Source organism: Acinetobacter bereziniae LMG 1003 = CIP 70.12 (assembly GCF_000368925.1).
Taxonomy (GTDB): domain Bacteria; phylum Pseudomonadota; class Gammaproteobacteria; order Pseudomonadales; family Moraxellaceae; genus Acinetobacter; species Acinetobacter bereziniae.
Genome location: NZ_KB849756.1, coordinates 166,657 through 188,103 on the forward strand (window position 1 = coordinate 166,657; position 21,447 = coordinate 188,103).

The 21,447-nt window shown below is 36.8% G+C and carries 18 protein-coding genes and 1 pseudogene; 6 read left to right on the top strand and 13 right to left on the bottom strand.

Annotated elements, in window-relative coordinates; translation table 11 throughout:
- Positions 1-30 precede the first annotated feature (30 nt).
- From F938_RS10925 to F938_RS10950, 6 genes and pseudogenes are all read right to left on the bottom strand, one after another.
- Positions 31-303 (bottom strand): annotated as a pseudogene (locus F938_RS10925) (hypothetical protein); the annotation flags it as partial.
- Positions 300-1,127, bottom strand: coding sequence for a putative type VI secretion system effector (locus tag F938_RS10930; RefSeq protein WP_005031778.1), 828 nt, complete (start codon positions 1,125-1,127; stop codon positions 300-302). The pseudogene F938_RS10925 and the gene F938_RS10930, both read right to left, overlap by 4 nt.
- A gap of 16 nt (positions 1,128-1,143) precedes the next feature.
- Positions 1,144-4,005, bottom strand: a complete 2,862-nt coding sequence (locus F938_RS10935; protein WP_005031780.1) for a T6SS effector BTH_I2691 family protein — start codon at positions 4,003-4,005, stop codon at positions 1,144-1,146.
- 10 nt (positions 4,006-4,015) lie between these two features.
- Positions 4,016-4,963 (bottom strand): DUF4123 domain-containing protein, encoded by a 948-nt coding sequence (locus F938_RS10940; protein WP_005031782.1) that lies wholly within the window; start codon positions 4,961-4,963, stop codon positions 4,016-4,018.
- Positions 4,960-7,584, bottom strand: a complete 2,625-nt coding sequence (locus F938_RS10945) for a type VI secretion system Vgr family protein (protein ID WP_005031784.1) — start codon at positions 7,582-7,584, stop codon at positions 4,960-4,962. The genes F938_RS10940 and F938_RS10945 overlap by 4 nt, the downstream gene beginning before the upstream one ends.
- Positions 7,585-7,670: 86 nt before the next feature.
- Positions 7,671-8,129: a hypothetical protein gene (locus F938_RS10950; protein ID WP_005031787.1), complete on the bottom strand. Its 459-nt coding sequence runs from the start codon at positions 8,127-8,129 to the stop codon at positions 7,671-7,673.
- A gap of 317 nt (positions 8,130-8,446) precedes the next feature.
- On the opposite strand from F938_RS10950, the gene F938_RS10955 reads away from it, so the two are divergent.
- On the top strand, positions 8,447-8,983 hold the full coding sequence (locus F938_RS10955; protein ID WP_010591799.1) for a lytic transglycosylase domain-containing protein: 537 nt from the start codon (positions 8,447-8,449) through the stop codon (positions 8,981-8,983).
- 243 nt (positions 8,984-9,226) lie between these two features.
- On the opposite strand, the gene cysK is transcribed toward F938_RS10955, so the two are convergent.
- Entirely contained in the window at positions 9,227-10,225 is a 999-nt protein-coding gene (cysK, locus tag F938_RS10960; protein ID WP_005031792.1) for a cysteine synthase A, read from the bottom strand.
- 234 nt (positions 10,226-10,459) lie between these two features.
- On the opposite strand from cysK, the gene plsB reads away from it, so the two are divergent.
- A complete protein-coding gene (gene plsB / locus F938_RS10965; RefSeq protein WP_005031794.1) occupies positions 10,460-12,661 on the top strand; it encodes a glycerol-3-phosphate 1-O-acyltransferase PlsB in 2,202 nt (733 codons plus the stop codon).
- Between the two features lie 125 nt (positions 12,662-12,786).
- On the opposite strand, the gene F938_RS10970 is transcribed toward plsB, so the two are convergent.
- Together F938_RS10970 and F938_RS10975 are read right to left on the bottom strand one after the other, a co-directional pair.
- Positions 12,787-13,476: a class I SAM-dependent methyltransferase gene (locus F938_RS10970; protein WP_005031796.1), complete on the bottom strand. Its 690-nt coding sequence runs from the start codon at positions 13,474-13,476 to the stop codon at positions 12,787-12,789.
- Positions 13,477-13,535: 59 nt separating this feature from the next.
- Positions 13,536-14,174 carry a TetR/AcrR family transcriptional regulator gene (locus F938_RS10975; protein ID WP_034715301.1) on the bottom strand — a complete coding sequence of 213 codons (639 nt, stop codon included), beginning with the start codon at positions 14,172-14,174 and terminating at the stop codon, positions 13,536-13,538.
- Between the two features lie 752 nt (positions 14,175-14,926).
- On the opposite strand from F938_RS10975, the gene F938_RS10980 reads away from it, so the two are divergent.
- Positions 14,927-16,168, top strand: a complete 1,242-nt coding sequence (locus F938_RS10980) for an OmpP1/FadL family transporter (protein WP_005031801.1) — start codon at positions 14,927-14,929, stop codon at positions 16,166-16,168.
- Positions 16,169-16,339: 171 nt separating this feature from the next.
- Positions 16,340-16,585, top strand: coding sequence for a hypothetical protein (locus F938_RS10985; RefSeq protein ID WP_005031802.1), 246 nt, complete (start codon positions 16,340-16,342; stop codon positions 16,583-16,585).
- A 73-nt stretch (positions 16,586-16,658) separates the two neighbouring features.
- On the opposite strand, the gene F938_RS10990 is transcribed toward F938_RS10985, so the two are convergent.
- Positions 16,659-17,414: a phosphodiester glycosidase family protein gene (locus F938_RS10990; protein ID WP_005031805.1), complete on the bottom strand. Its 756-nt coding sequence runs from the start codon at positions 17,412-17,414 to the stop codon at positions 16,659-16,661.
- Positions 17,415-17,596: 182 nt separating this feature from the next.
- Here F938_RS10990 and F938_RS10995 point away from each other — a divergent pair, with 182 nt between their 5' ends.
- Complete coding sequence (locus F938_RS10995; RefSeq protein WP_005031807.1) at positions 17,597-18,133, top strand: lecithin retinol acyltransferase family protein; 537 nt, start codon at positions 17,597-17,599, stop codon at positions 18,131-18,133.
- A gap of 98 nt (positions 18,134-18,231) precedes the next feature.
- Here F938_RS10995 and F938_RS11000 read toward each other — a convergent pair whose 3' ends face one another.
- Both F938_RS11000 and F938_RS11005 read right to left on the bottom strand, forming a co-directional pair.
- Positions 18,232-18,678: an SRPBCC domain-containing protein gene (locus tag F938_RS11000; RefSeq protein WP_005031809.1), complete on the bottom strand. Its 447-nt coding sequence runs from the start codon at positions 18,676-18,678 to the stop codon at positions 18,232-18,234.
- Between the two features lie 110 nt (positions 18,679-18,788).
- Positions 18,789-19,841, bottom strand: coding sequence for an aldo/keto reductase (locus F938_RS11005; protein ID WP_005031811.1), 1,053 nt, complete (start codon positions 19,839-19,841; stop codon positions 18,789-18,791).
- A 102-nt stretch (positions 19,842-19,943) separates the two neighbouring features.
- Between F938_RS11005 and F938_RS11010 the strand changes: the two genes are divergently transcribed.
- On the top strand, positions 19,944-20,846 hold the full coding sequence (locus tag F938_RS11010; protein ID WP_005031813.1) for a LysR family transcriptional regulator: 903 nt from the start codon (positions 19,944-19,946) through the stop codon (positions 20,844-20,846).
- Between the two features lie 207 nt (positions 20,847-21,053).
- On the opposite strand, the gene ppnP is transcribed toward F938_RS11010, so the two are convergent.
- Positions 21,054-21,374: a pyrimidine/purine nucleoside phosphorylase gene (gene ppnP / locus F938_RS11015; RefSeq protein WP_004830579.1), complete on the bottom strand. Its 321-nt coding sequence runs from the start codon at positions 21,372-21,374 to the stop codon at positions 21,054-21,056.
- Positions 21,375-21,447 lie beyond the last annotated feature (73 nt).

Sequence of the window (21,447 nt, forward strand, 5' to 3'; positions counted from 1 at the left end):
AAATGTAGCATAGTTTATTTAACTAGCTATAAAGTAATGCTTTTGATTACTTTTATCAGTAACTTCGATGGCAAAATCACTCACTTCTATACCTTCATCACTGGCAGCGAAACTGGCTAAAGCGGCACTCCCAATTTGTCCAACAAGCGCTGAACCCACCGCTATTGCACCTGTAGCCGTTTGCATATTCACATTTAAGTTTTGCATGGTTTCACTGGTCAGTAAGTCTGTGACTTCACCTTCAACAATAAACAGTCTTTCTGCCAATTCATCAATGATTTTGTCTGTTTTTTTTAAGCTCATTTTTTTCCATATTTTTCTTCGTCATATTGTTTGGCTAAATCAATACGGTAGGTATAATCTTTCCAACGCTCATGGATAAAATCTTTATCTTTATTTTTCCAACTCAAATCATTGAGAGCATAATGTTGTAAATCCATTCGACTAGGTTTATTAAATCCTAATTTTTTTAATATTGCTTCTAATTCTATACTTTGACCATCAAAGCTAGCACCTACTCGCCAACCAATGAATATAAAAACTAATATAAATGAAAAAGAAATGATTTGAATACCAATATTATTAATTAACATTTGCTTTATTGAATTTGTTATAAAAAAATCAAAAAGCAAAGCAAAAATTACTACAATGATACTAATGGCTCCAAATAATTTCATTACAAAAACTCTATAGCGAATCCTTCCTTTAACAACCTCTTGCCCAGTCCATGTATAATTGTTCTGTTGATCAATAACAGCTACTGCACGAGCATATTTATTTTGTCCCGAAAGTGGTTCTGCAATGACTTTAACCATATCGTCTTTTTTAAATATGACCACTGGGAAACACCCTTTAAAGTAATGCTTTTGATTACTGCTATCAGTGATTTCTATAGCAAAATCACTTACCTCTATCCCTTCATCACTGGCAGCGAAACTGGCTAAAGCGGCACTCCCAATTTGTCCGACCAGTGCTGAACCCACCGCGATTGCACCTGTAGCTGTTTGCTTACTGGCATTTAAGTTTTGCATAGTTTCGCTGGTCAGCAAGTCTGTGACTTTTCCTTCAACAATAAATAGTCTGTCAGACAATTCGTCAATGATTTTGTCTGTTTTTTTTAAACTCATATTATAACTACTCTTATTAAGCAAATAAGGTTTGAAAATCTTCGATTTCTTGCTGTTCGGACATCAGTTGATTGGTTTTTAAAGTTCTAAAAGTAGAATATTCACACCATCGCTGAAGCTTTTTTGCCTCCATATATATTAAAAAGGCGACTTCGACTAAAGTTAAAATTAACCCTACACCACTAGCCCATGAAATACCACGTAATAAAACATTACGGACTATTTCTCGAGTAAGCTTTTTAACACTATATTTAGCCATAGTTTCACCAAAAACTTTTGCGCCCAATCTTTGAATAGTTGGGCTTCCCCCAACACGAGCCAGATAATTCATCAATGGTCCAATATAAGTCAATGCCGCCAATAATCCAAATATTGTTCCACTAGCTCCTGCTAATCCTCTAGTATAGTAAAGGAACATTAATGACTTATTCACTGAATCTACTTTAGTTTCATAATTTTGAGCTTTAAATAAATCTAAAGCACAAGTAATACTTCCAGCAATAGCACTCAAACTCCCTGCTGCCCATTTGATACCCGCTCTTTGAATATTTGCTGCGCCTCGTGTAGCTGCTGCGCCTGCACCACCATAGCTAGTTTGAGTTGCAACTTCACGCACTCCTTTTGCCAAACCATAGAATATATCCAAAGCAAAAGCCATCAACGCAGATACAGATGCCACCAAAGCTGCAATTTGTACATTATCCTTATATTTTCCAGAGCTAAGCATATGCGTTAAATTAATCGCCTCTAAAAATACCAGAATGCCTGATGCGCGTACCTGATGATAATTGTTGGTATGGTTCGCCATACCTTTACTACCCGTTTTTTCAATTTCTTCTAAAGTTAATGCCACTTGTTGCTTTTTTACCATCGCATCATCGATCAATACATCCAAAGAACGCATTGTTGCTTCCTTTGTATTTTTTGAAAGCTGACCACCGACTCTTTCACCAAGTTCAGGACTAAGTTTGATATTTCCAGAGTTTAATTTTTCAGGGTTTATATTATGTACAACTTGATCAAATCTTAGTTTTCCTGCCAACTCACCCATCTGAGCAAACAACAGTTTTTGCGAAATTGCAGCGACAAATCGACTTTCAGCAGTTGACCCCATACCTGCCCGAAATACAACACGGGCAAAGTTAGAAACATACAGCATGACCTTTTTTTCGACTTTAGAGAATGCAATATTGCCTTTATTTTTGTCGATCCCCTGATTTCTTGCCCATTCATCCCATGCAGAATCGGTTTTCTTTAAAAAGTCGATTGTACCTTTCATGGCTTTTATACCCACAGCGGTCAAATCTGTTGCAGCTTTTTTCAGTTCTTCATGCTTGGCTTTGGCTTCTAACTGATTACTATACAAACCACGTATAAATAAATTTTTACGCTCATAATCTGGCTTTTTAACCCAGTCATCCAACTGTCTTGCACCTGCTTCAGCACCTTCCATTCCAAATAGCATGGTCGCTACATGCGCTTTAAAAGCACATCCACTCTGTAAATCCTTTTGATCATAGGCATCTAAAGCATCCAATAAACTTTCAGAAACCACCCAATTTAAATGTTCTTGAGCACGTTGATTGGCAACCTTTAAAGCTGTGTCATATTTTTGAGCTACTTCCTGCTTAAACGCTTCAATTTCTTTATAGTTTAAATTATCGAGTAGAACTTTGCGGTCAGTTTGGTAATTGGCTTCCCCAACTTCTTCACCGTGACCCGCCCGTTTTTTCATGGTACGTTCATGTTCTTCGATCAACAATTTTTTGCTTTGTTCAAGTTGCTCAATTTCTGCTGTATTATTCCATTTCCTCGCATAGATAAGTCGTTGCTCAATCGCATTTAAATTGCTTTTATATCTTATTTCAATGGCGGGTGCTGTTTGTTCATGAATTTCATTTTCACGCTGTACGGTTTTTTCCTTATTTTTAAGCAATGAACCTTCTATGCTTTCCACGCGTTGCACGGAGTCCAGTTTACGCTGATTGGTGACACCATATTTATCTTTTGCTTCTAAATAGTCATCTACAGGGACATAAGCTTCATTTCGATATTCATTTAATTTTATCGTGATTCCAACGGGGTCATATAACACAACAGCTGAAAAAGCTTTCGGCTTTTCAGTGAATTTCGTCACGAGCTGCTTCCAACGATCAGTACCAAATGAAAAAGGCTGGCTGATACCACCCTTTAAGGTCGTGTTGTTTAAACAATGTTGCTGTTGAGACGTTCCTTTCGCCCATGCTGCAACATCCACAGACTGCCATTTACCTGAACTGACATATTCATCCGCTTTGGCTTGATATTCCTCTCTTTTTTTATCAGTCATGGGCGCATGGGTATAAATCAAATACGCTTTTTCTGCCAAATTTGTTGCAATATATTCTACTGTGACAAATGAAGCAAATACCGCATGTTCATTTCCCTGACAGGCAAACTCAAGTACAGATACGGGTGCAGGTTTATCCAATGGGAAGGATGACAAATACCCCTTTGGCGTCACGATGTAGCCACTCCATTCATAACCTTTTTTTCTTTTGATCATGGCGTACACATAACCAGAATCGATCATTTCAGTTGTATATTGTGAATACGACAAGGCAACGTTTTTTACATTTTTTCCAAGCTGAGAATTAAGCTGAGGTGCTTTATCTCGAGTAACAGTGTAACGCAAAGGCAAAATCTGTAATCCTAATTTACGGCAAAAATTACATTGATCTTTACTGCCTTTTGCATCAGAAGTCTGTTGATTGACTTGTATTGCAGCATTCGCTGCTTTGGTAATCGCATTTGGTGCAGCCAAAATCTCATCTTGCTGTCTACGTTGTTCTGCTTTTTTATTTTCTTTTCTTGCGAAAGCTTCTTTATCACCACCCATATTATTCTCCTTATTCAAATATTTCTGTTTTAATCAATGCCCAATCGTCTTCAGCGATAAAATTCATCGCTTCGGTAAAATTATAATTTTCAGGTTCAATATTCCAATACTGTTTAAGCACATTTACAACATGAGGATGTTGTATAAAGCCTTGCCCTAATAGCTCCGCATATAAACCATAACTTAGCAAATCAATATATTTTTTAATATAATATTGCTCATGAGCTTGATATAAGTTTTTTAGAATCTTTTGAGGATCTAAATCATGACTGTCGATCTGTTCTAATTCATGTGCTTTCCTAAAAACAGTATTACTGATTTCAATTAAATCCAGTTGTAGAGATTGTTGCACATTAATTTTGTTGATCGCTTTAAGTTGTAATTTTTTCTGATCTATATTTTCCCAATGGTAGTACCCCGTCGGGTGAATAAAATGCCACTGGATAAAATTTGCCAATAAACTATTTAACTGCAATTCGTTGAATATTTGATCTAAATAAATCATCACACGAGGGTCGTACCAACGAAATAAAATTTTGGACTCTATATCTTGCAATACCAATGTCGTTTTAAATCTTCGATTTAATTCATCATTTTCATATTGAGAAGCCCCAAAACCGTGAACCAAGTACCGATCATTTGCAATATCAAAATGCTTGAGTAAGTGTTCAGCCAGCTCAAATCCAATGTCTTTCAATATCTTTTCATCTGATATTTCAATAAAAAACAGACTGGTATCTTTATATCCATTCCCCTTAGCTAGCGGAATATAAATAATCTGATCTACTCTCAAGTTATTTTTTAGATCATCAAAGATATCTGGTGCTAAAGTCTCATCAAGCAATACCAGTAATCGACCATGCTGAAAGAACACTGTCTGCATTTTTTGATAAATCGTTTCCACTGAATTATTTTCAGGCAAAATGCTTGTCTGTTCTAGGTAATGCTCAGCCATCATAAGATCACCTTTGCTGATCCATTTTGAGCGGCATGTCCTTGTTTTGCTGAGCAATCAGGCAAATCTAAACTAGGTGGATTTATCGAAGCGGACGATGTAAGTTTCTGCTGTCCAGACTTTACTTCAAACAAACCACCTGTGGTTGCAAACACCCCCGAACCATTGAGCTTTAATTCAGTGCCATCACTGATCAATTTAATTTCTTTTGGACTAATGATATAAATCGTATCTTCTGTCGAAATGATTTGAATGCCTTTACGTGCGATTAGATCTGCTGCATCACCTTGTGCCTGAATCTCAATTTTACCTTTTCCTGCAAATAGCCTTGCACCTTCCTGTGCTGCAAACAGACTGATTTTAGCACTTGCATGTGCAATCAAAGATTTCTGCGTACTGAGATTCATGCTTTCGCCTGCTTGCTGGCTGATTTGCCCATCTGCTGAAAGATGAACGTCGCTATTGGTCAACATAGCTATAGAATTCGGTGAAGTTAACATCATCACTGCGGATTTAAATGCATCTGCCTTTTTCGGATCTTGTTCAGTCAAAGTTTCGATAAAACCTTTGATATTTTCTAAAACCTCTAAAGGATCAGTTTGTTGATGCTTGGCAACTTCACTTAGTGCTTTTGTGTTGTTGAGACTCGATTCAAGTTGTGACTGCGTTTCAGAGACATCAAGATGATTGCCTGATGCTGAATCCTGAGCATAAGTACTCAGCAATAAACCTTGCCCTGCACGTACCGCACCCCATTGATCCGTTCTTAGCTCAAAGCCTTCTCCTCGACCTTCGCTGCTATCTGTCTCTTTTGGATGACTGAGGTTGCCAAGATTGAGTTGAGTTGCGCCATGACTGCTGTGTAACTGACTGCTGATCTGATTGGTGGTATCATCAAATCTCAGTTGGTTATAGCCACTAACCTGATATTCCTTACTTTTAATCCCTGCCAACTTCTTGGTATCGGGTAACTTGCCTTTGTCATCAAACTTGGTTGGATAACGGTATCCTTCATGAATACGTCCCACCACAAAAGGTCTGTCAATATCCCCCGCAAAGAAGTCAACTATGACCAACTCTCCAATACGCGGTAAGAAGCGTGCTCCATAGCCCTCGCCTGCCCAAGGAGTGAGTACATCGACCCAAGCTGAGTCGGTATCATTGTCGTTCGCGCCTGCGCCACCATCGTGACTGTGGTCTTCATTGCGAGTAAATAAAAATCGAACTTTGATACGTCCCCATTCATCGACATGAATTTCTTCTCCACTTGGACCAACCACTCTCGCTCGCATTGGATGGGCTGCGGGTCTTTGAGTTAAGGGATTATATTCAGGAACAACTGTAATATTACGTCGTTGTAGAATGAGCTGATTGGCTTGGCGTTCTTCGCTATTGTTTGTGGTGATATTGCTGATTTGCCAATGGCTTTGTTTTAACAAAGTGTCGACTTGATTGCTCAGATCTTTGGGTAAATTATTTTGGTGATAAAAGGTTTTGGAGATGATCAGAAATTGCCGATCGGCAGAATCTTTTTGATCGATTTGAGGATGCCCTTTTAGCTCAAAGTGATAACCCACCTGCGCATCTCGTACCGTTGAAGTTGCGATAAATTGTTTGGCTTGGGCATCGTAGTAATTGCTGAGGTTTTGGTTAAAACGTTCAACCTGACTGTTGCCCGATGGCGTTACACCATCTTCTCCATTTAAGTCTTGAGTCCATGCAGGGCTAAAGTGCCATACTTGTTCTAAGCCTAGACTGGCGTTATCGTACTGGTCACTGTGCTGATATTTGCTTTGTACATTGCCCGCACCTTCTTCGGTTTCAAGAATATCGGCTTGCCAACGGTGGATATGCACAGACGTCGGTTGAAGGGAGCGTTGTCCTGTAAAATTGATAATCGAATCGCTAGTCTCTATAGATGAACTTCGATGAAAGCGGATCGTGCGTCGTTCTAAACTTTCGTATTGAGTATTGTCATCAATCAATCGAAGCTTTTGAGGCTGGATGGGTTCATTAAAATGAGACACTTTAAGCTGTGCTTCATCAATTAAACTGGTCACGCCTTCCGATGCTAGAAGCCTTTGAATAAGATCTATATCTCGTTCATTATTCTGCATAATGAAGGGTCGAATATCGTAATCTTTAGTTAGACCGCTTTTATCCAAAGTCAAACTTGAAGCAAACAGTGGAGATCTTTCTCGCCATTCATTAAATATAACTTCGACTACCTGTAAAGCAGACATATTCATAAATACGCGCGAGTTTCTACGCTGTTTCCATAGTGCGGTTGGATCTTCAACCGTGAGGCGATAAATCGTCAAAGCACCATCAGAGGCACCCACCTCAGCTTTGGTGACAATTCCTGAAATACGATTGAGTTCGGAGCGATCATTGACCACATCAATGGCTACACGACAGCCAATAAAGCGTTTTAATGCAATATCGTTCAGCGTAGATAGACAAATCAGTTGTAAGTTCATCCCATCATTGATGGCATGTATCCCATCAACGCGTTGTAAAAATACTAGTTGATTAAGTTCAGTATTTGAAAAAGACGCATGGATAGCACGTTTTTGAGCAGTAAGACCTAATTTTTCCAAAGCAAAATAAATATTATTAAACATGATTAATTGTATAGTTGTTCTAAATTAAACACATTCTACAAAAAAGATCATATTTTGTCCATGTTTAATTTTATCTACATAATTCATTATGTTTCATTTCCTTTCAATAGTTTTCTCCGATACATTACCGCCCCCATAGTTAAATTAAATTTTTCGCATAATTCTTTTATAGAAAGTGTATTTAATTCCTGTTTAGGCGTTCTTACCCAATTTAGAAGAGGAACTCGTTTTTTTTCACCTAATAATTCTTTTAAATAAGAACAAGCAGTTAAAATTTCTTGGTCAGTTTTATTGAGTCCTATCGCAATCTCTTTGATTGAATACTGTATACTCATATTTTTTTGAAGACCCAATGCACATCTAAATCTAGTGATTATTTTAATTAGCAATCCGAGTAATTTCATTGATTTAGCCAAATCATATTTCTTTAAAAACTCAGCCAAACCATCGGTCAAAATGAAAATATATTGACTCTTTGCAATTCGCTCATACATCGAACCTTTGTAGATCATAATCCCAGCTTGTGTATTTCGCTCTTCATACACATCCCACTCTTCACCTTACCAATCTTTAATTGTCTTTATTGGATAAATTTTATATCTTTGAACCATAAGCATAAACATTTTTTATCAAATTCTTCTTAATACTCAAAGAGCTTTATTTAATTTCAATCACAAATAAAAATTATATTTATTAAACTAATTTAAATAAAATATTTCCAAAGCTGTAATTGCTCAATAACAAGTCGTTCAAAGCTAAAGATACAAATCGTGAATAAATCTACTGATATAGTGAGATTGACAGGTATAAATTGGACACTTACCATCATGACCAATCTTAGATCAGCAGTATTGGTTTTGTTTTGAATCTTCAGTATCAATTAAAAATAATTTCTATCATTTGTGTGACACTTGCAATTACGGCGTGTTCGTCTTTAGGCGGTGGTTCTGTGCAAAAGCGTGCAGCTAAACTTTCTACAGGTATACAAAAGGCTTATTCAGTTTCTCCTGATATTGCAAATCGAGTCTCACCTTTTATTGTACAAAGTGCAGATCTATATGATGTTGATCCTTTACTGATTGCAGCTACAATTCGCCAAGAATCCAGTTATCGTAGCTATGTGACTTCACCTTCTGGAGCGGTTGGCTTAACTCAGGTCATGCCACGTTATTGGCAACAAGCTTGCCCGGGCGATCTATTTGATGAATATACCAATGTACGCTGCGGAACCATGATCTTAGCGAAATATAACCAATCTGCAGGAAGTTGGAAAAAAGCTTTAGGTTATTACAATGTGGGTCCTACAAATTATGAATCAAATCGTAAAATGAAACGCCAAGGTAAGAGATATGCCAAACAAGTGAAACAGCACGAAAAACAGTTAAAATCTTCGTTATAAAATTTAGCACTAAAATCTAATATCAATCCCCAGAATAAAGTTAAAATTAATTCAACTTAACTTTGCAAACAAAGCACTGCTTTGTTTGCAGCGCAAGATTTGGCAATATCTCTAAAAAGTTGAGCATCGCCTACATCTAAATATCAAAAAACCCTCTCTGAATTATGTATGAGAGGGTTTGTTTTTTGTCGACTTCACCATTAAGTGTATTGTCGATCAGATACAGTTACTGGCTATTGGCGTTTAATCCGCTGAAATATCTTCAAACAATACTGAAGATAAATAGCGTTCACCAGCATCCGGTAATATTACGACAATGGTTTTTCCTGCATTTTCAGGACGAGCTGCCAATTGTGCCGCTGCTACTAATGCTGCACCACTTGAAATCCCCACAAAAATACCTTCCAGAGTTGCACTTTTGCGTGCAAAATCAATAGCAACTTGGTTTTCAATCGCAATCACTTCATCGACCAAATCTAAGTTTAAATTCTTAGGAATAAAGTTTGCACCAATCCCCTGAATCTTATGTGGACCAGGTGTTAGCGTTTCGCCACGCTTGGTTTGACCTATGATTGGAGAGTCTGCTGGCTCTACAGCAACTGAATGGATCGCCTGTTTTTTAACATTTTCAAAATAACTAGAGATCCCCGAAATTGTTCCCCCAGTGCCCACACCAGCCACAAGAATATCAACTTTACCACCTGTTGCAGCCCAAATCTCTGGACCCGTTGTCGTCTCATGGATTTTTGGATTAGCTGGATTTTCAAATTGTTGCGGTAAGTAATATTTTTCAGGTTGCTCTGTGGCTAAACGTACAGCTTCTTCTACCGCACCTTTCATCCCTTTTGCTGGTTCAGTTAAGATTAAGTTTGCACCTAAAGCTTTTAATACTTTACGACGTTCAAGGCTCATACTGGCAGGCATTGTCAAAGTAATTTCATAACCTTTTGCTGCTGCTACAAATGCCAATGCAATTCCTGTATTACCACTTGTTGGCTCAACAATATGCATCCCCTGCTTTAAAAGCCCTTTGGCTTCTGCGTCAGCAATAAGTGCTGCACCAATACGGTCTTTCACTGAAAACGCAGGATTACGGCTTTCTGTTTTTGCTAATACAGTCGCACCACCCGTAATCAAACGGTTGATACGAATCAGTGGTGTATTACCAATCGATTCAGCATTATTGGCATATACAGCAATACCTAAATTTTCTGTGCTTGGGAAATTTGGATCTGTAGACATGGTCTTTCCTTGAATTTAAAAATTAATTTATATCAATCTATCATAATGCTTTTTTATGTAGCTTTGACATTCAGTAACTGAATTTAATTATAGCAACAATAAAATAGTTTATTCATATAAATCATAAGTTTAGTTTTTACGCAATGTATTTGACTGAATTGTCAGCAAATCAAAGTATATATTTGTATATTATTTCAAGCATAATAACCCCATAACTCATCTGAAGAGAAGATTATGGCAAGCAGTGCTTATCAAAAATTTTACCGTCAATTTACAAAAAAAATCTTAGATAAAATTGTCAGCCCACAAGTTTTGGGTGATACACAAACACTTGAAAATACAATTAACGATCCAAATACACCTCATTTTCCAATTTGCTATGTTATCCAAGACGACTCTACATCCAATAAAGTCTTGATCGATAATGAAACTGAAAAGAGAAAACTCAGCCCAGCTTTTGCACCACTTCAGCTCTCATCTGACTACCAAGAAGATGATTCATTTATTACTTTAGAGCCAACAAAAAGTAATGCTTCAGCTTATTACCCAGATAAAATCATTCGTCTGGTTGAATTTTTGTTGAAGCATCCAGAACAAGATGTATTGCTGATCCCGACCACAATTTTATGGGGACGTGCGCCTGAAAATGAAGACAGTTGGTATAAGGCATTGATGGCAGATGCTTGGGCAAAACCGACAGGTATCAAACAAGCACTCAATATCACGTTGTATGGGCGTGAAAATTATATCGAGTTCCATCAAGCGATTTCTCTACGTCAATTGATCAATTCAGCAATCGAGCTTACACCGAATTTCTCACCTGCTCACTATGTGGTTACCGAGCTGAATAAACAATTTAATGGTTATAAAGAAGCCATTCTTGGTCCTGATATTTCAGATCGTCGCAATGTCATCAATAAATTGATGACCACTGAAGCCATAAAAGAAGCTATTTTAAATGAAAGTATTCACAAGAAAATCAGCATCAATGAAGCTGAAAACTTAGCACACAAATATTTAGATGAAATCGTTTCTGATTTTTCCTACTCAACCTTACGCTTTGCTGAGATTGCATTAACCAAGCTTTGGACGCAATTGTATGATGGAATCGAAGTACATAACTTTGATACGGTGCGCGAACTTGCCAAAGATTATGAGATTGTCTACACCCCTTGTCATCGTAGCCATATCGACTACTTGCTGCTGTCCTATGTGATTTATAACCGTGGATTGATGGTTCCGCATATTGCGGCAGGTATTAATCTAAATATGCCTATCGTTGGACAGTTAATGCGTGGCGCAGGTGCGTACTTTATTCGCCGTAGCTTCAATGGAAATGCGTTATATACCGCTGTTTTTAAAGAATATATCTACAGTATGTTAAATCGCAATACACCGATGGAATACTTTATAGAAGGTGGACGCTCACGAACTGGATTATTATTGCCGCCTAAAAAAGGGATGTTGGCAATGACGATTCAAAGTTATCTACGTGGAAACAGTAAACCAATTGCCTTTATTCCTACATATTTTGGTTATGAAAAGCTGATTGAAGGAAGTTCATACATCAAAGAATTGGGCGGTCAAAAGAAACAAGCTGAATCTTTATTTGGTTTATTAAAATCTATTCAAAAAATCGAAAAAGTATTTGGTGTGGTACATGTCAATCTAGGTGAGCCTGTTTTTCTTGAAGATATTTTGCAAAAGAATCAAGCACCGCAACATGTCGGATTGCATGATGAAATTCCTGACAGTGTCAAAGCCACAGTGAATGATGTTGCAATCGATATTTTGGAAAATATCAACAAAGCGGTTGTGATCAATCCAATCAGTTTGATTTCTTTGGTGTTGTTAAACGCACCAACGCATAGTTTGGCTGAACGAGAAGTTTTGGTTCGTTTAGAACAATTCCGCAATTTATTGAAACATCATCGCTATGATGATCGTATGCAAATCACTGAACTCTCCAACAAAGAAATCATTCAATATGCCATGAAACTCAAACAAGTTGAGTTGATTGAACATGACAATGAACGTTGGGTAAAAGTCAGTGATATACAAGTCGGCTTACTCAAATATTTTAGTAATAACATCCTACACACCTTTATTCTGCCTGCTTTAATCGCAAAAGTATTTAAACAGCACACTGAAGAACAGATGTTTAAAATTGAAAAATCTACCTTATGCTCACAAGTGATTGAACAATATCCCTTGATCCATAAAGCATTTTTCTTAAAATGGGACGAAACTGAAGTTGATACCCAGATTGAATATGTTCTGGAATATTTCAGTGCTGAAAAACTGATTGATATTGATGCAGATCAAATCATCAGCATTTCAAACGCAGATCCTAAAATTCGCCTACTTTCAGCCCTTGCACATTTATATGATGTCAATGTGGTGAAAGAGCCTGAAAAAGATTCAAAGGATAAATAACTGCATCGTAAATTTGAATAAATCTATACTGGGATTAAATCGAAACCAATCGTTTTGATAAAATACCCAGTATAGATATTAGAATTAGACACAGCGAAGATCACTAAAATTCGATGATAAAAGTTCTATCTGCCTATCGAATACTTTAACCCAATAAAACCATAGTAATTGAGCACTTGTGCAAAACTTTTTACTAAAGCAAAACCAGCCTGTTTGTACAAATCAATGATCTCGTCTGGACGAATTAATGCAAAATCTTGAGTGATACGATCAGCCATAATCTCTACTTGCTTTTCATGTAATCCTGAATCCAATGTCAAAGTTTTTAGACTGTCTAACTGTTGCTCATTTTCAAATTGAGTGAGCTCTACACTTAAACATAAGCCTGTATTGCTTAGGCTATTTGAAATATCTTTAAAAAAGTCTAATTTGCTTTCTACAGGCACAAAATGTGATACCAAAATCGCCAATGCGGCATCAAAGGTTGTGTCGATATTGTGCAATATAGAGGTATCACCAACGATACATTCAATTCTTGATGAAAGCCCTAAACCATCAATATGTTGTTTGGCTTTATCAATCATGTTGGGTGCAGGATCAATTGCTGTAAAATTCCATTGCGGAAATTGCTCTGCCAAGTACTGCAACTCATATCCTGTACCACATCCCACCACCAAAATATGGGCTTGTTGAGGCAAATAGGTTTTCAGTAAAGCATGAACTTGTAAGTGAATCAGTTCGTAACCAGGAATCAACTTGCGGATATGCTCATCATAACTTTCTACAACCACGGGATGATTAAAGTCCTTTGCCATGATTTACCCCTCTAAGTTTTAATTTTTAAGTAACTGATTGATAATTAATAGATCAGTAATTAAGACTCTGACACGATCGTATGTTTAACTTTAACGGCTTGCAGACAAAAATCAGCAATTTGTTTAACAAAATATTCTTTATAGGTTTTATCAAAGCGCTTGGTTTTCGCAATACTGAGCGGTTCGATCACCACAAATGTCATTGCACCTACAATACACAATGCGGTGGTATTTAAATCTTCAAAAATAAACTCACCTGAGTGTCTTCCCTCAGTTAAAATTTTAATAATACTTTCTTTAATCAACTGCTTACTCTGGAAACGTTCAAGCTCAAATTGTGGATCAACAGGTTCAAACAACAGAGAATAAGACAGTCGTGGGCTATTCATTGCACGTTTAACAAAAGTTGTGACTGCACGATGCAATTTTTCAACAGCCATTAATTCAGTATGAGCAATATCATTCAGAATATTCACTTCGATATGAATAGCGGCATTTAAAACTTCAATCAACACTTGATTTTTATTTTCAAAATAGCGGTAAACTAAGCCACTTGAAACACCAGCACGATCTGCAATTGCTTGAATTTGCGCATCTTTAAATCCCCCTTGTGCCACCAGTTCACGAGCTGACAATAAAATCATCTCTCGATTCTGCTGCATTTTTTCTTCCATGACAGAGGATCTTTTATAATTCATAGTAATATGCAAATCCTATTCAGGCTTAAATCGTTCAAGCTAAATATTAATAAATTTTAAATCAATATGCTATCAATCTCTGCAATTTCATACTGATATATAAACTTCACCAATGTATTTTCATGATCTGTTAAGTGTTGATTTTAGCCAAATACAACCAGATGCACAGCCAGCATTAAACTTTGATTAAGCACAAAATGCCATATCAAACTGTTTATCTTAGATACAGAACAATCTCACTTTGTCCGTTAATCCCCCCTTTATTTGGTCACTCATCCCCTTTTTTCACATGATCAAAAATGCTTCACTCACCTTATAAAGTGCTTAGGGTCTGTGGACAATTCGTCTATGTTTGCGACTAGGTGTGTTTTTTAGGCGATTCTAGGCACGAAATACGAAATTTAGTCATTCTAAATGATGAGAAACACTGTTTCGCAAGGGAACGACGAAGCGACACAAAACACGCTAGTCCCCGCTACGCCTTGCGCTGCAAACAAAGCAGTGCTTTGTTCTTGCTCAGGGTTGTGGTTAAAATTATCTCAGGCTGCGTTATGAAATTTAATAATAGTCTCGCTATTCTCTTCATTTCATGCCTTGCCTGCTCAATTTTAACCCACAACGCAAGCCATTTATGAAATGTCCACAGCCCCTAAATAAAACCAGTGAAACTAATTACTTAAGATAGTTTAATGGTTGCTATTTTATTTGACTTTTATGACCGCAATAACAAAAAAATTCAAGGAACGAACAGCATGAAAACACAGCCCCTCCTTCTCAGTATACTTACTCTATTTTCAACAGCTTATGCTCAGGCGGCTGCCATGGATCAATCAGGACAATCAATACTGGCATTTCTTGAAGACAAAAACTATTTTGAAGCCAGCATTTCCGCTGTTGATCCAGATGTTTCTGGTAAAGTTCGCAATCGTCCAGATTTGGTCAATGCAGGTAGCAATGATCTAAGTACTGGCAATATGGCGCGCTCATTCCAATACTATAATGCAACATTGAAACTTCAAATTGCGCCAAAAGTTTCTTTTGGTGTGATTTACGATCAACCGTATGGTGCAGATATTGAATATCCTTTACGTACGAATAATACTTTCTCGGATAATGAAATTACCATGAAAGGTACTTCTGCCGATGTAGATACACAAAATATTACGATGCTATTCGGTTTTCAGCCGAATACACATTTTAATTTGTATGGCGGTGGCGTTTATCAAACTGTAAAAGGATCAGTATCTTTACGTGGCAATTCGATGAGTGTGTTTAATGGCTACGATGCAAAATTCAAACAAGACAGTGCTGTAGGTTGGATGGCAGGTGCAGCTTTTCAAATACCCGAAATTGCCTTAAAAGCCGCAGTAACCTACCGTTCTAAAATCAAACATAAAATTGATGCGCAAGAAACGATTTTTGGTGAAGCATTGGCTTTTACTGGGGATCAACCAACTGAAATCAATACACCTCAATCCGTCAATGTTGACTTACAAACTGGTGTTTATAAAGACACAATTGCGTATTTAAATGCGCGTTGGGTAAATTGGAAAGATTTTAAAATTCGCCCTACCCAATTCGGTGCCTTAACCGAACTCGCAACGGCTGAACTGAGCCAAGGATTGTATTCAGGAGGATTCAATCTCGATGATTATCAAAAAGACCAATACAATTTAACACTTGGTCTGGGACATCAGTTTACTGAAAAATGGGCAGCTTCAGCGGATGTGTCATGGGACTCTGGTACAGGTAATCCTGCTTCAGTATTAAATCCAACCAAAGGTGGGTGGGGATTGGGGATTGGTGTTCAATATAATCCAACTGCTGATTACTTTATTGCTGGTGGGGTTAAATATCAATGGATTGGCGATGCAACAGCACAGGATGGAACATATTATATTCCTGTTCCAGGTGCTTCTGAAATCGCACAACAAGGTGACTATCGAAACAATAATGCCATTGGCTATGGTTTAAAAATCGGCTATCGGTTCTAAAAACAACGATTTGGATAAATTTATTTTTTAGCGTAGACTTCATTCTGGCGTATATATTTGAAGAATGAAGTCTTTTTTATTCAAAGAATTCATTTCATCGTCATTTATAAATGCTAAAAACTTTAACGATCAATATGAATAAAAATCAATTTTCAATTTAAGGGTAATAATATGAAATTATTGAATTTAACAGCAATGATTGCTTTAACTACAGCATTAACAGCATGTGGTGGCTTGCCAAAGGAATGCGAAGAATCTTGGAAACATATGGAAGATTTAGCAAAACAAAGTGGTATTCCTGAAGATTCGCTGAAAGAACAGAAAAAGGCATTTGAAGAAGAAATCAAAAAAATGCCAAAAGAAGATGCGATCAAAGCATGTAAAGCACAATCATCAATTTTTGGGATGGTTAAATAATTTAATCAACAACAATATATGGATGTGTCTTTACCTACATCCATATATTCTTCTGCTATTTTTTAATCCAAAATTAATGACACTGCTCAGCTTCTGTATAAACAAACATAGGACCTAAGTCATATATTTGATCATTCCTTTTTGCTTGTGGAATGTATGCACTTGAAATGCTTCCATCTAAATATAAAGCTTGATCAGTCTTGAGCTGTGTTTTAAAAATATCAGCGAACTCATAAAAATTAATTTTGCCACGACTAATCACAAAATAGAGCTGATTATTTTTAATTCCAACCCCATTCCTAATTTTCAACGAGTCTGAGTCTTTTACAAAGATTGGATTAATTTGTCCATTGATGACCAGCATCGGACCAGATTGTGTCGCAAAGCGTGCTTTAAACTTAGACTTTTGATACTGGGTTGTGGTTTGAATGACAGCTCGATGATCATTCCATGCCACCACACCATTGGGTTGCATAAAGAAGTTACCAAATTTATTCTTTTGTTGATTTAATTCGACCTGTTGTTTGTTTTGCTCAATATACAGCCCAACAGGTGTAAAATTGGCATGATACATCCCTGCATTCATGGCAAAACTGATATTACATTGCTTCAGGTTCTTTTGTAACGCAGCGAATTTCTTATAGGGTCGAGCCTGTGGATCTTTGAGGAATAACTGTAGCTTACTCAGATCATCAATTCGAACCACATCTGCTATCACTTTCTGATCTTTACTGATTTTAGTATAAGTCGTCTCAGCATGTAGCTGAAATGGAAAAGTACTCAATCCTATACTGGTCAAAAAGGTATAGATCCAATATCTCAAACGCATAAACTTTAATTCCAAATCATCTTTTCAATTTTTTAATTCATAATGTATGCTATTTTGCATTTTAAATGTAATTTTTTACTTAATTAGCACTTTAAGGGCTATTAAATTCATTACGCATCGCTATAATCATTCTATCCTTTCAATTAAATACATGTGTACAATTTATTTGAACTGAGTGAAATATGCAGACAAAACAAATAATCAAATATCCGATTGGAGCACATTTAATCGTCAAACATTTTGGCTATAGCCATCATGGTATTTATGCAGGACGAGGTCGTGTGATTCATTATTCTGGTTTTGCACATTTCTTTAAAAAACGTCCTATAGAAATGACCTCTCTCGAAAAATTCTCGCATGGTAAAACCATTCACATACGTCTTTATGAGCAACCCAAGTTTTCGGGTCGCCATGTCGTACGCCGTATGCGCTCACGTATGCATGAAAACAGCTATCATTTAATTATCAATAATTGTGAACATCTTTGTAGTTGGGCAATCACAGGGGTAGAAAGTAGTCCACAAGTGGTTAAAATGATGAATCGTTTAACCACAATTGGTTATATTAGTTCAATCATGACCTATATGAATGGATTATTCTTAACCGTGGCAACCACATGCTTTGCATTGGTGTTATATATAAAACTGAAACTCAGGGCTCAATCAAAACTTAAACTTCCTGCCTACCTTTCGTTGAAAGACCAACACACCAAAAAGTAAAAGTTTTAGGCTTTATTCATTTATATAATGAGCAATCTATAGCACCCAATTCGAGTAAAAACTGAGTGCCAAATCATGAGATATGATGTTCTCGTTTTTTAAAAAGGTGGAAATTTATCTTCGACCAAATTCAGCACCAAGCCATGTTCCAAATATGCTTTTAGACCATCCAATACCGTCGTAAATCCACCAGTCGCATCGATAATAAATTTAATCAATTCAGAACCCTGCAATGGGATATCATAATTACGAATCGTGACATAAGTTTGCTCAACACTGACCGCTTCAAAAATAAAATCTACAGACGTTTTAGGATCTTCGCCCCATGCAATTTGAATCAATTTATTTTCAAGAATATTAAAAACCATGACCTTCGATTTTACTTGATATTTATCCCAACTCCACTGCACAATTTTTCCTTCTTTTAGTGGTCCAGTGGAACTGCTAAACCAAAACTTAGTGGTTATAGCTGGGTCTATAAAAGCATTAAAAACCTCAGCTACAGGTTTACGAATTAACATTTGTGTTTCAATGGTTGGATTCATTCTTATGGCTCTATTTAATTTATAGGAATAACAATTGGATCAATAGGATGATACTGATAACACAACTACGTATGAATCAGTATCAGGTTTTTGTTAATCAATTTAAAAGTTTAGTTTTGAATGAATGAAGATTCTACTAAAGCTTGATAGCGTTCTGAGAATTGACCATTCCAATACGGATAATATGGATATGGTGGATATACTGCACTGATTTGATTTAAACGCTGTAACTGTGTTTCTGTCAATATGACATCTTTTGCAATGAGATTATCTTGTAGCTGTTGCTGGTTACGAGCACCAATCAATACTGTAGAAACTGTAGGGCGCGTAAGCAACCACTTTAATGCAATTTGTGCAACTGAATAACCTGTACTCAACGATAACTCTTTTAGAATATCAATAACATCATAGAGATATTGATCATTTACTGGTGGTGCAAACTGCGCTGTTGCATGTAAACGACTTTGAGTTGGGATGGGATGCTCTCGATCAAACTTTCCTGTCAAACGTCCCCACCCCAAAGGACTCCAAACCACAGCACCAATGTGCTGATCATGATTTAAAGGCATCAACTCCCATTCATAGTCTCGCCCAATCAGCGAATAATAGACTTGATGAGCCACCATTTTTTCATAACCATAACGATCTGCAATTGATTGTGCCTTCATTAATTGCCAACCTGAAAAATTTGAAGCACCGATATAACGTACTTTTCCACTTCGCACTAACGCATCTAAGCTTTTCATGAGTTGTTCTAGGCAAGTGAAACTATCAAACTGATGTAACTGTAATACATCAATATAATCGGTATTTAAACGCTTTAGTGATTGCTCAACGGCACGTATTAAATAATCACGGCTAAAACCGACTTGATTCACTTGGGGATCTTTACGAATCCCCACTTTGGTTGAAATGATTACATCTTGTCGATACGGTGCTAATGCAATTCCTAGCATTTTCTCTGACTCACCTTCTGAATAGGCATCAGCGCTATCAAAAAAATTAATCCCTGCGTCTATACAAGATGCAACCATTTGATTGGCTTCAATTTGTTCGGTCTGTCCCCATGCAGAAAATAAAGGTCCTTTTCCACCAAAAGTTCCCGCACCAAAACCAAGCTCGGATACTTTTAATCCCGAACTTCCTAGAAGATTATATTTCATGACCATTCACCTTGTTTCAATAATCGATATTGCAAAAATAGCAATTTCAATTTATTTAAAAAATCTGGATAATCAAAAAATACTTTTTCGATTTTATGGAAAATGAATACAGAAGATTTTCAATTCTTTCTTCGTGTTGCTGAACTTGGCTCGATCAGCCAAGCAGCAAAGCATGCCAATATCGCTGTTTCAGTGGCAAGTCAGCGCATTCAACGATTAGAACATCACTTATCGCTTAGGCTATTTTATCGCACTACCCGTAAATTGCGTTTGACTGAAGAAGCTAAGACGTTGATTGCACATGGGCAACCGCTACTAGAAAGTTTTCAGATATTGACTGAAAATCTTAAACATCGCGATCAACAGCTTGTTGGAAATATTAATCTCACAGCGCCTGCGAGTTTCGGTGTACAAATACTGGTTAAAGTGATTGCTGAATTTTTAAAGCAACATCCAGCATTGTCGATAAACTTAGATCTTAATGATCAGAACGTAGATTTGATTGCTCAAGGAATGGATATTGCAATTCGGATTGGAAAACTTCAAGATTCATCGTTAATTGCTAAACCGTTATGTATCAATCAGCGCTTACTCTGCGCCTCTCCAGAATACCTTGAGCAGTACGGCACACCTCAGCATATTGAAGATTTAGCGCGACATCGCTGTATCATTCAACGCCATCAAAAAGGCATCACTGATACATGGAACTTTATTGATCCTTTAAAAAGAGATAAATTATTAAATATTCATGTCAAAGGACACTTTATTACCAACGCTGGTGAAGGTGTGCGTCAAGCCGCATTGGCAGGTCTAGGCATTTCAAATCACTCTTTTTGGCATGTTCACGATGATTTAATGACTGAGAGATTAATCCATGTTCTTCCTGAATTTACGGTGGAACCTACCTCGATTTATGCTGTAGTCCCTGATCGAAAACTCATGCCAAACAAAGTCAAAGTTTTAATTGAATATCTGCAAGAGTATTTTAAAAACTTTAATAAATAATTGATTTAAATATTTAAAATTTAACTTATACCAAAGGTCAAAAATAATTTTAATTCATCAATATCATTATTGAAATTTTTATTGTTAAGGTATTTTCACAGCCTCATATTTTGAGAAATGCTATGATCTATTTACGGTCGCGTTGTCAATATTTAAGTTGATTACCTTTACGGAGCTTCACTGATCATACTGCAACAAAGAATGGGCTTATTCCAAATGACAAATATAATCGACTACTTCTGTGGATTGCATACTAAAACGGCTATTTGCAGGAACTGTAAAAAATTCACCTGGATGATACACCTCAGTTTCTTCACTCTGCTCTCTTTTTACAAAACATTTTCCAGAAATAATTTCGATTTTTTCGCAGACATGTGTTTCAAAAGTTAAAGGTTTGTCTGTGGGCAAAATCACCCCTAATGTTTTTTTTGAACCATCTTGGCATTCAATTACATAGCTAATCGAACGTCCTTTATAATGGATATTGGGTTTAATACGCACCGTAACTGCATCAAATTGAGAAGACATTGGCTGACCCTGATTATTATTTGTACGTTTAATATATCGCTTTTATATCCCTCAGCTCAATCAATTTTATTGA

Excerpts from the sequence above, each read along its gene's own strand:
- F938_RS10985 (WP_005031802.1), top strand. The coding sequence starts at position 16,340 with ATGAAATTATTGAATTTAACAGCAATGATTGCTTTAACTACAGCATTA.
- F938_RS10975 (WP_034715301.1), bottom strand. The coding sequence starts at position 14,174 with ATGAATTATAAAAGATCCTCTGTCATGGAAGAAAAAATGCAGCAGAAT.
- F938_RS11005 (WP_005031811.1), bottom strand. The coding sequence starts at position 19,841 with ATGAAATATAATCTTCTAGGAAGTTCGGGATTAAAAGTATCCGAGCTT.
- F938_RS11000 (WP_005031809.1), bottom strand. The coding sequence starts at position 18,678 with ATGAATCCAACCATTGAAACACAAATGTTAATTCGTAAACCTGTAGCT.
- F938_RS10995 (WP_005031807.1), top strand. The coding sequence starts at position 17,597 with ATGCAGACAAAACAAATAATCAAATATCCGATTGGAGCACATTTAATC.
- F938_RS10940 (WP_005031782.1), bottom strand. The coding sequence starts at position 4,963 with ATGATGGCTGAGCATTACCTAGAACAGACAAGCATTTTGCCTGAAAAT.
- plsB (WP_005031794.1), top strand. The coding sequence starts at position 10,460 with ATGGCAAGCAGTGCTTATCAAAAATTTTACCGTCAATTTACAAAAAAA.
- F938_RS10970 (WP_005031796.1), bottom strand. The coding sequence starts at position 13,476 with ATGGCAAAGGACTTTAATCATCCCGTGGTTGTAGAAAGTTATGATGAG.
- ppnP (WP_004830579.1), bottom strand. The coding sequence starts at position 21,374 with ATGTCTTCTCAATTTGATGCAGTTACGGTGCGTATTAAACCCAATATC.
- F938_RS11010 (WP_005031813.1), top strand. The coding sequence starts at position 19,944 with ATGAATACAGAAGATTTTCAATTCTTTCTTCGTGTTGCTGAACTTGGC.
- F938_RS10980 (WP_005031801.1), top strand. The coding sequence starts at position 14,927 with ATGAAAACACAGCCCCTCCTTCTCAGTATACTTACTCTATTTTCAACA.
- F938_RS10935 (WP_005031780.1), bottom strand. The coding sequence starts at position 4,005 with ATGGGTGGTGATAAAGAAGCTTTCGCAAGAAAAGAAAATAAAAAAGCA.
- cysK (WP_005031792.1), bottom strand. The coding sequence starts at position 10,225 with ATGTCTACAGATCCAAATTTCCCAAGCACAGAAAATTTAGGTATTGCT.
- F938_RS10930 (WP_005031778.1), bottom strand. The coding sequence starts at position 1,127 with ATGAGTTTAAAAAAAACAGACAAAATCATTGACGAATTGTCTGACAGA.
- F938_RS10945 (WP_005031784.1), bottom strand. The coding sequence starts at position 7,584 with ATGTTTAATAATATTTATTTTGCTTTGGAAAAATTAGGTCTTACTGCT.
- F938_RS10990 (WP_005031805.1), bottom strand. The coding sequence starts at position 17,414 with ATGCGTTTGAGATATTGGATCTATACCTTTTTGACCAGTATAGGATTG.